The sequence below is a fragment of the Gephyromycinifex aptenodytis genome, from assembly GCF_012277275.1.
GTDB classification, from domain to species: domain Bacteria; phylum Actinomycetota; class Actinomycetes; order Actinomycetales; family Dermatophilaceae; genus Gephyromycinifex; species Gephyromycinifex aptenodytis.
In genome coordinates this window covers 3,183,695-3,196,092 of record NZ_CP051155.1, presented here as the reverse complement: position 1 = coordinate 3,196,092, position 12,398 = coordinate 3,183,695, and the positions used below count along the sequence as shown (strand labels likewise).

At 67.9% G+C, this 12,398-nt stretch carries 9 protein-coding genes; all 9 read right to left on the bottom strand.

The annotated features are described in order from the left end of the window. Positions 1-396: 396 nt before the first annotated feature. The 9 genes from G9V96_RS13735 to gatA all read right to left on the bottom strand — a co-directional run bounded on the left by G9V96_RS13735 (position 397) and on the right by gatA (position 12,290). On the bottom strand, positions 397-1,377 hold the full coding sequence (locus tag G9V96_RS13735; protein WP_168583543.1) for a hypothetical protein: 981 nt from the start codon (positions 1,375-1,377) through the stop codon (positions 397-399). Positions 1,378-1,880: 503 nt separating this feature from the next. Beyond that, complete coding sequence (gene ilvC / locus G9V96_RS13730; protein WP_168583542.1) at positions 1,881-2,909, bottom strand: ketol-acid reductoisomerase; 1,029 nt, start codon at positions 2,907-2,909, stop codon at positions 1,881-1,883. Between the two features lie 48 nt (positions 2,910-2,957). Then, positions 2,958-3,461: an acetolactate synthase small subunit gene (gene ilvN / locus G9V96_RS13725; protein ID WP_168583541.1), complete on the bottom strand. Its 504-nt coding sequence runs from the start codon at positions 3,459-3,461 to the stop codon at positions 2,958-2,960. Beyond that, positions 3,458-5,260 (bottom strand): acetolactate synthase large subunit, encoded by a 1,803-nt coding sequence (locus tag G9V96_RS13720; RefSeq protein ID WP_226913685.1) that lies wholly within the window; start codon positions 5,258-5,260, stop codon positions 3,458-3,460. Before G9V96_RS13720 ends, ilvN begins: the two co-directional genes overlap by 4 nt. 359 nt (positions 5,261-5,619) lie before the next feature. After that, positions 5,620-7,419, bottom strand: a complete 1,800-nt coding sequence (locus G9V96_RS13715; protein WP_168583539.1) for a reprolysin-like metallopeptidase — start codon at positions 7,417-7,419, stop codon at positions 5,620-5,622. 250 nt (positions 7,420-7,669) lie between these two features. Then, positions 7,670-8,275, bottom strand: a complete 606-nt coding sequence (locus G9V96_RS13710) for a SixA phosphatase family protein (RefSeq protein WP_168583538.1) — start codon at positions 8,273-8,275, stop codon at positions 7,670-7,672. 22 nt (positions 8,276-8,297) lie between these two features. Then, positions 8,298-9,152 carry a DMT family transporter gene (locus tag G9V96_RS13705; protein ID WP_168583537.1) on the bottom strand — a complete coding sequence of 285 codons (855 nt, stop codon included), beginning with the start codon at positions 9,150-9,152 and terminating at the stop codon, positions 8,298-8,300. Positions 9,153-9,156: 4 nt separating this feature from the next. Continuing rightward, positions 9,157-10,731 (bottom strand): Asp-tRNA(Asn)/Glu-tRNA(Gln) amidotransferase subunit GatB, encoded by a 1,575-nt coding sequence (gatB, locus tag G9V96_RS13700; protein WP_168583536.1) that lies wholly within the window; start codon positions 10,729-10,731, stop codon positions 9,157-9,159. Next, the gene (gatA, locus tag G9V96_RS13695) at positions 10,728-12,290 is read right to left on the bottom strand and encodes an Asp-tRNA(Asn)/Glu-tRNA(Gln) amidotransferase subunit GatA (protein WP_168583535.1); all 1,563 of its coding nucleotides are present in this window, start codon (positions 12,288-12,290) and stop codon (positions 10,728-10,730) included. The genes gatB and gatA overlap by 4 nt, the downstream gene beginning before the upstream one ends. Positions 12,291-12,398 lie beyond the last annotated feature (108 nt).

Genomic DNA, 12,398 nt, shown 5'->3' with positions numbered 1-12,398 from the left:
GGCTGGCCGTCTCCACTGAGGATGCTCCCTCGTCATATCGGCATCACTAGCGTGAAATGAACACCTTCGAGGTTGGGGCGAACACTCTTGGGCCAATATTGACCCCGCATTGACCTCGGCGACCGTTCACAGCATGCGCAGCCTGTCTGTACGGTAATCCACTTCGGGCACAAAGTCTGTACCACCCAGGGCCATCGGCTGGATTCGCCGGTCTCCTCCTCGCGCTCGAAGCGCCGCCGCCTCCCTCTGGTGTCGGCCGAACACTTCCCCCCTCGGTGCCGCAGCTGCCTGCGCCGCGAGCGCTGTTGTAGCGGGCCTCGCCCACCACCGCTCTGCCCTACCCTGCTCGGCTAGCCGGGATCTGGGCCGACAACTCGGGTAGGGCCCAGCCCGGGCTCAGCGCCGCGTGCCGAACAACTCCGGTGGGTAGTGCACGTCGTGCTCCTGGATCTCGGCGCAGAAATCGATCCCGCCCGGGCCGTCGAGCGTCTCGACCTGGACGCAGATGCCGGTGGCCCGGTCGAGTCGAACCCGGAAGCGCACGGCGTCACGAATACGCTCTGGGTAGTCGTCGCGATACTCCGGCTCATCGGCGTGACGACCGGGCAACAACGGACAACAGCCGCAGCGCGGGTTGTACGTGGGCAGCGTGCTCAGTTCTGCTTCGAGCGCGGAACGCCCATAGTGCTGAACCTGGCGGATCTGCTCGTAGCGAGCCGGTGCCGCCACGAGGGCCGAAGCATCACCGCGCGCGATGGCCGCGGCCTGCTCGGCCTCACGCAGCGTCCATTCGGCCTCTTTGCCCAACTGTTCCTCGCGTGTCAACGACGCCCAATCGTCGCCTCGCTCCTGCTCCACCGGGGTGCCGTCAGCCAACTCGTCCGGCTCCAACAACGCGATCCAGTGGTAGTTCTCCACGAACGGCACCGCGTCGCCCGGGCGTTCCAGCGGTGGTTGCGCGAACCAACCTTGCGGCAGCAGCGAGCGCTGCTCCTGGTAGCGGCGTTCCGCCTCCTGCCGCGCCCGCCACACCGTCTGTCCTGGGTCCTCCCCCGGCTGTGGCTGTGCCAGGTGCGCGACCACCTCAAGGGCCTGCGTCTGGTGCGCTCGAACCTCCGGCGGGATCGTCTGCTGCGGCTCTTCCTCGCACCACCCCCACAGCCCGCTCGATGAGGACGAGGCAGCGGAGCCTGACTCGGCCACCAGGAGAGTCCCGTCGATGTCCTCGACACGCACCTGATCCGGGCGCTGAACCCACGCAACGACCACCGCAGGTTCCCACGAGGGTCGATGCAACACGAACCGCACCGATCGCCACAACCGCCGCGAACTGCGTGCCAGCGCTCGGAACTGTTGTTCGCCCGCAAGCTCAGTCATGCGAAAAGGATGACAGGGCGCCACGAGCCTGCGTGCCAGCGCTCACGTCTGTTCCGGTTGTGCCGGCTTCGCCCTACCCACACACGACACGGGCGGGCCGACGCGATCGTCGGCCCGCCCGTCTCGTATCGTGTGCGTTCAGCCGCGCAGGTCCATCGACTCCTGCAGCGCGCGGCGCACGTCGTTCTGCTCTTCGCTCATGGTGAAACTCCTGAAGGTCGCACGATGCTGTGCCTGTACGCCCGGTGCGGATGAGCCGGGCGGAGTCCAAAGCGACCGCGGGTTCTCCGCGGCAGACGACTCCGGCACTGGATTCAGGAACGATCATCCCTGCAACCAAAGGATGCCAGCGCAGGGCGGGCCCATTCTCGAGCCTTTCATAATTCGAGACGGCGTTCCGAAGTACGGACGGTATCGCTGCCCGGGACTCCCCCGCCACCAGCGTCCGGACGCGTCGGGGCGCCGACCCCCTGTGGTCGGCGCCCCGAAGCACTACTGGCGGATCAGCGCGCAGCGCTGCCCTCGACGTAGTCGTCGTCGGCGTCCTTGATCCACGCCATGAGGCCGCGCAACTTCTTGCCCGTCTCCTCGATGGGGTGGGCCTCGCCCTTGGCGCGCAGTTCCTTGAACTCCGGCGCGCCGGCGGCCTGGTCGTCCATGAAGCGCTTGGCGAACGAACCGTCCTGAATGTCGGACAGCACCGCCTTCATGTTCTCCTTCACCCGCGGGTCGATGACGCGCGGGCCGGAGACGTAGTCGCCGTACTCGGCCGTGTCCGAGACCGACCAGCGCTGCTTGGCGATACCGCCCTCGATCATCAGGTCGACGATGAGCTTGAGCTCGTGCAGCACCTCAAAGTAGGCGATCTCGGGCTGGTAACCGGCCTCGGTGAGCGTCTCGAAGCCGTACTGCACGAGCTGGCTCGCGCCACCGCACAGCACCGCCTGCTCACCGAACAGGTCGGTCTCGCACTCCTCGGCGAAAGTCGTCTGGATTCCGCCGGCGCGCAGACCGCCCAGTGCCTTGGCGTAGGACTTGGCCAGCTCCAGAGCCTGACCCGAGACGTCCTGCTCGACACAGACCAGCACCGGCACCCCACGTCCGTCGACGTACTCGCGGCGCACGATGTGTCCCGGGCCCTTCGGGGCGACCATGATGACGTCGGCGTCGGCCTCGGGGGTGATGAACCCGAAGCGGATGTTGAACCCGTGCCCGAACAGCAGCGCCGTACCCGGCTTGAGGTTGGGCTTGATGTCCTGGGCGTACACGTCGCGCTGCACCTGGTCAGGGGTTAGGATGACGACCAGGTCGGCTTCCTTGACCGCGTCGGCCACGGAGCAGACGCGAAGGCCCTCGGCCTGCGCCTTGGCCCGTGAGCTGCTGCCCTCCTTCAGACCGACCCGCACGTCGACACCGGAGTCACGCAGGTTCAGGCTGTGCGCGTGACCTTGGCTGCCGTAACCGATAACGGCGACCTTGCGCGACTGGATGATCGACAGATCGGCGTCGTCGTCATAAAACATCTGCGCCACTTGGGGCTCCTTCGTTGTAAGAGGACTACTGGGAGGGGGTTACGGGGTTCAGCCGCGCAGGCCGCGATCGGTGATGGAACGCGAGCCCCGGCCGACGGCGACCATGCCGGACTGCACCAACTCGCGCACACCGAACGGTTCGAGCAAAGCGATGAACGCCTCGAGCTTCTCCACCTTGCCGGTGGCCTCGATCGTCACCGAGTCAAGGCTGACATCGACGACGCGCGCACGGAACAGGTCGACGATCTCCAGCACGCTGGAGCGCGTCGTGGCATCGGTACGCACCTTGACCAGGATGAGCCGGCGCTCGACGACGTTGTCCAGCTCGACGACCTTGAGCACCTCGACCAGCTTGTTGAGCTGCTTGGTGACCTGCTCCACCGGCAACTCATCGGCATCCACCAGCACGGTCATCCGAGACACCTCGGGGTTCTCGGTCTCACCCACTGCCAGGGAGGAGATGTTGAAGCCTCGACGGGAGAACAACGCGGCGATGCGGGTCAACACACCCGGCCGGTTCTGCACGAGCACCGACAACACATGCTTGCTCATCGCGCGCCCTCCTTCTCGATCTCTTCGGTCGCCTCGGTGACGGTGTCTGCCGACTCTTCCCGGTCCCAGACCGGGGAGAGTCCACGTGCGTACATGATCTCGTCATTGCTGACCCCTGCGGGGACCATCGGCCACACCATCGCGTCTCGGCAGACGACGAAGTCGATGATGACCGGACGGTCGTTGATCTCCAGCGCCTGGCGGATCACGTCATCGACGTCTTCCTCGCGTTCGCAGCGCAACCCGACGCAACCGTAAGCGTCGGCGAGCTTGACGAAGTCGGGGATACGGGAGGCGTTGTGGCTAGTGTGCAGGTCGGTGGCGCTGTAGCGCTCGTTGTAGAACAGCGTCTGCCACTGCCGCACCATCCCCAGGCTGCTGTTGTTGATGACAGCGACCTTGATCGGGATCTTGTTGATGACGCAGGTGGCCAACTCCTGGTTGGTCATCTGGAAGCAGCCGTCACCGTCGATGGCCCACACGACCCGATCCGGTTCGGCCACCTTGGCGCCCATCGCGGCCGGCACGCAGTACCCCATCGTGCCCAGACCGCCGGAGTTCAACCAGCTGTTGGGGCGGGCGTACTTGATGAACTGCGCTGCCCACATCTGGTGCTGACCCACGCCTGCGACATAGGTGGCCTCGGGGCCGGTGATGGCACCGATGCGCTCGATGACGTACTGCGGGGAGGTCAAGCCACTCTCAGGCTTGGTGTAGCCCAACGGGTAGGTCTTCTTCCAGCTCGCCGACTCCGTACGCCAGGCCGAGTAATCGCCGAGATCCCCGCCTTCTTGCAGCTCGTGCAGCAGATCGATGACCACCTCGCGGGCGTCCCCGACGATCGGCACGTCCACGGCACGGTTCTTGCCGATCTCTGCCGGGTCGATGTCGGCGTGGATGACCTTGGCCAGCGGCGCGAACGTCGCCAGCTTGCCGGTCACCCGGTCATCGAAGCGAACACCCAAGGAGATCAGCAGGTCTGCCTTCTGCAGGCCGGTGACGGCAGAGACCGAGCCGTGCATTCCCGGCATCCCCAGGTGCAGCGGATGCTCGTCCGGCACGCAGCCGCGCCCCATCAGGGTCGTGACCAGGGGGATCTGGGTGAGGTTGACCAGTTCCAGCAGTTCCTCGCTGGCGCCCGAGCGGATGATGCCGCCGCCCAGGTAGAACACCGGGCGCTTGGACTCACGGATGAGCCGGGCGGCCTCGCGGATCTGCTTGTTGTGCGGTTTGGTCACCGGCCGGTACCCGGGCAGGTCGATCTGCGGCGGCCACGAGAACGTTGTGTGCGCTTGCAGCGCGTCCTTGGTGATGTCCACCAGCACAGGACCCGGGCGACCTGTTGAGGCGATATGGAAAGCCTCGGCGACGCAGCGCGGAATCTCATCGGGGTCGGTCACCAGATAGTTGTGCTTGGTGATCGGCATGGTGATGCCGCGGATGTCGGCCTCCTGGAAGGCGTCGGTCCCGATCGAGGCGCTGCCGACCTGGCCGGTGATGGCGACCACCGGTAGCGAATCCATGTAGGCGTCCGCCAGCGCGGTGACCAGGTTGGTTGCGCCCGGCCCCGAGGTGGCCATGCACACCCCCACCCGACCGGTGGCTGCGGCGTAACCCTCGGCAGCGTGACCGGCGCCCTGTTCATGGCGCACCAGGATGTGTCGGACCTTCTCCGAATCCATGAGCGGGTCATAAGCGGGCAGGATCGCGCCGCCGGGCATCCCGAAGATCGAGTCGACACCCAGCTCCTCGAGCGCTTTGACCAGGCTTTGCGCGCCTGTGACGTTTTCGAGGACGATCGTGGGCGTCGAAGGAGGGGAACCGGCTCGCGCTTGGCGGCCGGCCCGCGGAGGTGCAGGGCGGGGGGATCGGGGATCCGTCACGGTGGGTCACCGCTTTCGTGTGCTGATCGGAGTGGGTCCGCTCGGCCGGGACCACTGGGTGGGCAGTCGCCGGTCGGTCTGGTTCGGTTTCTCACAGGGCCTGATCGGCCCCGTCCAGCAAAAAACCCCTTGTCCCGATGCGGACGAAGGGGTAGCGCGTCGACGAGTTGTCGGCGCGCTCAGGGAAGTACGAGAATCCAAGCCATGCGGATACCTTCGACCATCCCCGTCCCTATGTCAAAGGGGTGAGATTCCCATCTCGACAAGCAAGACGATCACCGGATGGTGAAGGTTCGCCAGCTGGTCCATGCGCTGGCACCGTCCGGGCCGACGACCCGCGCCTTGACCTGGTAGGTACGCCCTTTGCGACCACCGAAGCGGGCCGAGGTGGCAGAGGTCGACGAGAACCAGGTGCGCGTGGCGCCGGCGACGGTGCGCCCACGGCGGTCTTTGCCCACGGAACGGTAGATCACCTGGTAGCGGGGAGCCCCCAGCGAACCGGCGCCGCGCCAAGCCACCACGCCCGCCGTAGTGGCGCTCAGCGAGGTCATCACCGGCTTGGCCGGATTCGCCGGGGTGACCAGACCCGGACGTGAGGTCGTGGAGGACCGCGGCGTCGCAGCGCGGCTGGTGAGCAGCACGGTAGCGGTAGCGCCGACCTTCTGGACTTCGATCGTCACGCCACCGCCATAGGCGGTGAAGCGCCGCCCGACAGGCAGCTGCCAGGCATAGTCATTGCTGCGGCTGGAAGGTGAGGCATCCAGCGCGATGGAGCCGGCCCACGGTTCAGCCTCGGTCACCGCTTCCTCGCGCAGCACCCGCACCCCCGCAGTCATGTTCTCGTATAGCTTGGCGTCACGCCCGGTGCGCGTGCGCAACTCCACCCAGTACCGCTGCCCCGTGAGCGGATCGGTGACGACCGCAGCCCGCACGCCGCGCATGGAGGAAACCGGATTGAGCACCACCTGGCGGCTACCGGACTGCACCTGGGTCACCTCCCCAGCCGACATGAATCCGACTCGGGCTGCCTGCGGCGTGGACAGCGACCCGGCGCTGTCGCGTGTCGAGGCCGACATGATGTCGTACGGGTCGCCGTAGTCCAGCACCGCGCAACCCGAAGCGAGCCTGGTCAGCGACACATCGGAGCGGCTGGAACAGCGCAGCGATTTGGCGTGCGCCAAGCCGAAGTTATGCCCGATCTCGTGTGCCAGGACGGGCCAGGCGGTGTCCGAGACGTAGATGACTCCCCCGGCGCTGGGTGAGCTGCCCATGGTGGCCAGGCCGTAGTCGCACCCGGCCGAGAGCGCCGACTGCGGGTACACCACGACGAGGTGCTTGTTGGGACCTTCGGTGAACCCTGTGGCCCGGGCAGCTTCGGTCCACATCGCGAAGACGTCGTCGCCGCAGCGGTAGCTGGAGGTGTACGGCGCTGAGATGTTCCCGGCACGCAACGTCACAGCCCCACCGGTCTGCTCTGACCAATAGTCCGAAGCTGCAGCGATCTGGCTGCGCACCTGTGCCGCAGTGGCCGGCCGGGCCCGCAAACCCTGCGGCACCGCCAGCGCGACGGTGATGTCATGCACGGCCCGGACCGAGGGCCGGGCGGCCCGATGGACAACCCGAACCTGGGTCGGGGTGGTGAGGGTGCCGGTGGAGGTAACGGACGCGGCCGTGGCCGAGCTCAGGTCGGAGCCGGCCACAGCAGGGTGGGAGGAGGCCTGCTCCAGGTCGGAGCGATCCAGTTTCACCGGACCGTCCTCGCCGGGCACGACGGTGCTCTTTCTGGCTGCGGCGACCACGGAGGCCGGTACCGGGACCGTCACTTCAACGGTGTCGCCGGGCTTGGAGGCGGCCAAGGAGTCAGGGTCTACGCGCACCCGACTGCCATCGGTAAGCCGCAGCGCAGCAGGGGCCTGTTCACCCTGGTGAGCGCCGCGCTCCTCGGCGAGTTTCTCCACGACCCCTTGCACCGCTGCGGTGGGGTCGTCATTGGTGGCGGCGAACGCCGCAGGGACCTGTGCAGTCAATACAGCCGCGCTCAGTGCAAACGCCGCAGTTCTGGTAGCCCAACGCATCCTGCGTCCTTCCCTCCATGGCCGGACCCCATCCGTGGGATCCAGGTGCTCGCCCTGGCAGGGGCTGCACTCCATCGAGATCGGCCGGGCAGCCGCCGGCCTGACTACTTATGAGGAGTCAGAAGCGGGTGCTGGCGGCAGCGTAGGCGTGGCCGCGGTCAACAACCTTGCCGTCGCGTCACATTCGGCAAGGTGGCGCAAAACATGATCCACGTCACACCTGGCCCCCGCCGTGCGGCTACGCCCGCGCTCAGCGATCCGGGGTGTGGAAGGCCACCAGCGCGGTGTCCTCCCCGGGGAAGGTCTCCCACGGCCCCCGATGCGCGATGACACCCACCGAGCCGGGGGGCCAGGCACGCTGATCAGCGCGTATCGCTTCGCCGCCACCGGTGTGATCCTCCAACAGCGCCACGAGGTCGCCCACACCCGGGGCGTGACCGATCAACACGAGGGTCTGCACGTCATCCGGCACGCTGGTCACCGACTCGATGAGGTCGGTGGTGTCCGCCCCGTAGATGCCCGCATCGGCCCACACATCATCGGCCCGCATCCCACCGACCCGCAGCCCCTCCCAGGTCTGCAAGGTGCGCACCGACGGGGAGGTAACCACAACGTCCGGACGCACACCTTGGCGCACCAACCAGCGGCCCATCTGGGCAGCCGCTTTACGCCCGGATTCGGTCAACGGGCGCTGCTGGTCGCCGCCACGGTGATGCCCGGCAGCCTTGGCATGACGCATCACCACGAGCAGACGCAGCCCGGGGTTCTCACCGGGCAGGTCCGCGTCGTCCTCGCAGGCTGCGACCGCCTCTGGGGCATGACCGGGCAGGGGAATCGATTCGGTACCAGGGTTCACAAGAACCAGGATGCCTGTTCGCTTACGTCTGGTTGCGCCCGGCCCCGGCAAGATAGACCGCCGAAGCGATCACCCCGGCCGCACCGAGCAGCGCCAGCGGCCCTAACCGCTCCCCGAACAACAGCGCCGCAAGCCCGGCAGCAACGACCGGTTCGACGGTGGCAATGACACTAGCCCGGGTGGCCGGCAACCGCTGCAGTCCGGCCCCGTGCGCCAGATACGCCAGGTAGGTGCTGATCACCCCGACGCCCGCCAGGTGGCTCCAGGCCAGCGCGGGGTGCGCCCCGGGCGGCGCGAACGGCAGCAGGCACGCAGCGCCCACCGGCAGCGCCACCGCGTACACGGCCACCGGGTCATAGCGGCTGAAGACGAGTTTTCCGAACAGGTAGTACAGCGCATAGGTGAACCCGGCCGTCACGCCGTAACCCAGGGAAGCTGCCGTGACGCTGATCCCGGTGCCACCGCCCAGGCTGATGAGCGCGATCCCGACGACCGCGCCGATGACCCCGATGAGCTCCCGGCGCCCGAGGCGCTCCCGCAACACGACCCCACCGAACGCGGCGACGAACGCCGGCGCCGTATAGAGCAGAACGCTGGCCAGGCTGGCCCCACCTTCGCGCACCGCGAGCTGGTAGGAACCGTAGAACACGCCCACCCCGAGCACCCCGAAGATGAGGGTGGCCACAAGGTCCCTGCCACGCGGCAGCCGAGTCCGCAGCACCGCCGCGTGCACGATGAACAACACCGCGCCGATGACAGCCCGCCACAAGCCGACCTCCAGCGCCGGTACCCCCGCGTCCTGGGCGCCCTTGCCGAAGATCCCGAGAAAACCCCAGGCAGTCGCGGCGAGCAGGATGAAGACGACGCCGCGGTTCATCGGCTCAATCTTCGACGCCGAGACGCTCCAGGATGAGCGCGCGAACCTTTGCAGCGTCCGCGTTGCCCTTCATCTCCTTCATGACCTGACCGATCAGAGCACCGGCTGCCGCCACCTTGCCGCCGCGCACCTTCTGCGCGATGGCCTCGTTGCGGGCGATGACGGCTTCGACGGCCGCGCTGAGCGCACCGTCGTCGGAGACCACCTGCAGGCCGCGCGCATCCGCTACCGCCTCCGGGGAGCCTTCGCCTGCCAGCACCCCGTCCAGGACCTGGCGGGCCATCGCGTCAGTGAGGCGGCCGCTGTGCACAAGACCGTCGAGCTCGGCGATATGCGCAGGTTCGATGCTGAACGCGGTGAGTTCGACACCCTCGGCCTTGGCGCGACGGGCGATCTCTCCGAGCCACCACTTCTTTGCCGCGGCAGGTGAGGCGCCCGCATCGACGGTGTCGGCGATGAGGTTCAGCGCCCCCGAGCCGAGCACGTCACGCATCTCCAGGTCGGAGTAGCCCCACTCCCCCTGCAGGCGCTTGCGGCGCGCGGCAGGCGGCTCGGGCAGCGTGGCCCGCAACTGCTCGATGTGCTCCAGGCTCGGCGCGACAGGGACCAGGTCAGGCTCAGGGAAGTAGCGGTAGTCGTCGGCGTCAGACTTGGGCCGACCCGAGGTGGTCTGGCCGGAGTCCTCGTGCCAGTGGCGCGTCTCCTGGATGATGCTCCCGCCCGCAGCGAGTACGGCGGCTTGACGACGGATCTCGAAGGTGGCCGCGGCCTCGACGCTGCGCAACGAGTTGACGTTCTTGGTCTCAGTGCGGGTGCCTAACGGCACCGCGAGCTGCTCGGCGCTGCTCGCTTCCCCAACGCGAGGACGCAACGAGAGGTTGACATCGCAGCGCAGCGAGCCCTGCTCCATACGGGCATCGCTGACGCGCAGTGCCTGCATGATCTCCCGCAGCGCCGCCACATAGGCGCGGGCGATCTGTGGGGCCCGAGCGCCCGCGCCGACAATCGGCTTGGTGACGATCTCGATGAGGGGAATACCGGCACGGTTGTAGTCGATCAGCGAGTGCCCCGCCCCCTGGATGCGCCCGGTGGCGCCACCGACGTGCGTGAGCTTGCCGGCGTCTTCCTCCATGTGGGCCCGCTCGATCTCAACCCGGAAGGTCTCGGTCTCGTCCCCCACGCCCGTGGGGATTTCGATGTCCAGGTGGCCGTCATGCACGATCGGCTCGTCGTACTGGCTGGTCTGAAAGTTCTTGGTCATGTCTGGGTAGAAGTAGTTCTTGCGGGCGAACCGCGAGTGCGGTGCGACCTCACACCCCAGCGCCAGACCGATCCGGATGGCGGAGTCGACCGCCGCGGCGTTGACCACCGGCAACGCCCCAGGCAGGCCCAGGCACACCGGGCAGACGTGGGTGTTGGGCGCTGCACCGAACTCAGTGGAACAGCTGCAGAACATCTTGGAGTTCGTCGAGAGTTCGACGTGGACTTCCAGACCCATCACCGGGTCGTAGGCCTCCAGCGCAGCGTCGAGGTCCAGCGGCTCGATGTCGTCATAGGTCCTGGATTCGGTGGTGCTCATCGGGTGACCTCCGACGTGGTCGCAGTCGTGGTGGATGCTGATGGCTGCCCCGCCAGGTTCAGCTCGGGGATCTGCTGCAGCAGTGAGCCGCCCCACTCCTGGTGCAGGCGCGCTTCGAGCGCGGCGCCGACGCTGTAGAGCCGATCATCGGCCATGGCGGGGGCGTAGACCTGGAATCCGCTGGGCATCCCGTTCTCCGCCAAGCCGTTGGGCAAGGAGAGCCCGGGCAGGCCTGCAAGGTTGGCCGGGATCGTGGTGATGTCGGCCAGGTACATCGCCAACGGGTCCTCGTTGTTCTCCCCGAGGCGGAACGCAGTGGTGGGCGCCGTGGGCGAGACCAGCACATCGGCCTGGGCGAACGCGGCTTCGAAGTCGCGGGCGATGAGGGTGCGCACCTTCTGCGCCTGCCCGTACCAGGCGTCGTAGTAGCCCGAGGAGAGCGCGTACGTGCCGAGGATGATGCGGCGTTTGACCTCAGCGCCGAACCCGGCGGCGCGGCTGGCGGCCATGGTGCGTTCGGTGCTTTCGGCCTCGACCCGCACGCCGTAACGCATGGCGTCGTAGCGGGCGAGGTTGCTGCTCGCCTCGGCCGGGAGGATGAGGTAATAGGCGGCCACGGCTTGGGCGAAGCTCGGGCAGTCGACCTCGACGATCTCTGCCCCTGCCGCCGCGAGGTGTTCCAACGATTCGGTGAACCGGGCGCGCACCTGCCCCGCCAGGCCCTCACCGAGCAGGTCACGGATGACGCCGACCTTCATGCCCGAGACGTCTGCGCGGCCCGCGGCCTGCACAACAGCCGGGACGGGAGCGTTCAGCGAAGTGGAGTCGCGCGGGTCGTGCCCGGCGAGCACCTCATGCAGCAGCGCCGTGTCGAGCACGCTTCGCCCGCACGGGCCGATCTGGTCCAGGCTGCTGGCCAGCGCGATCACGCCGTAGCGGGAGACGGCGCCGTAGGTGGGCTTGCAGCCGACCGTTCCGGTGAATGCCGCGGGCTGGCGGATGGAGCCACCCGTGTCTGAGCCCACGGCCAGGGGCGCGGAGAACGCGGCCAACGCTGCGGCCGAACCGCCGCCGGACCCGCCGGGGGTCGTGTCGAGGTCCCACGGGTTGTGCGTGTCGCCGTAGGCGGAGTGCTCGGTGGAGGAACCCATCGCGAACTCGTCCATGTTGGTCTTGCCCAGGATCGGCAGGCGCGCCGCGCGCAGGCGTTCGACCACACCGGCGTCGTAGGGCGGGATCCAGCCTTCCAGGAGGCGCGAGCCGGCTGTGGTGACCAGGCCTTTGGTGCACGCGACGTCCTTGACCGCGATGGGCACTCCGGCCAGCGCGGGCAGCGTCTGCCCCGCGGCGCGCGCGGCGTCGACCTCGGCGGCGGTAGCAAGCGCCCCCGCCTCATCGACCGCGAGATAGGCGTGCACGGCGGGCTCGGTCGCGGCGATGCGGTCCAGGTGGGCGCGGGTCGCCTCGACCGAGGTGATCGAGCCGTCGGCGAGCGCTGCGGCGAGATCGTCTGCACTCGCGCGGGTGAGCGCCTCTGGGGTGTCGAGCGTGGGGGGCACGGGGAGTCCTTCGCGGTTCTGGAGCGGTGCGGTGTAATTCGGTGCGGGGTCTCGGTGCGGGCGGAGCGCGCCCGAGACGCATCAGTCGGTGGTGGGGCCGACTGGTTG

Excerpts from the sequence above, each read along its gene's own strand:
- G9V96_RS13735 (WP_168583543.1), bottom strand. The coding sequence starts at position 1,377 with ATGACTGAGCTTGCGGGCGAACAACAGTTCCGAGCGCTGGCACGCAGT.
- ilvN (WP_168583541.1), bottom strand. The coding sequence starts at position 3,461 with ATGAGCAAGCATGTGTTGTCGGTGCTCGTGCAGAACCGGCCGGGTGTG.
- G9V96_RS13715 (WP_168583539.1), bottom strand. The coding sequence starts at position 7,419 with ATGCGTTGGGCTACCAGAACTGCGGCGTTTGCACTGAGCGCGGCTGTA.
- G9V96_RS13705 (WP_168583537.1), bottom strand. The coding sequence starts at position 9,152 with ATGAACCGCGGCGTCGTCTTCATCCTGCTCGCCGCGACTGCCTGGGGT.
- gatB (WP_168583536.1), bottom strand. The coding sequence starts at position 10,731 with ATGAGCACCACCGAATCCAGGACCTATGACGACATCGAGCCGCTGGAC.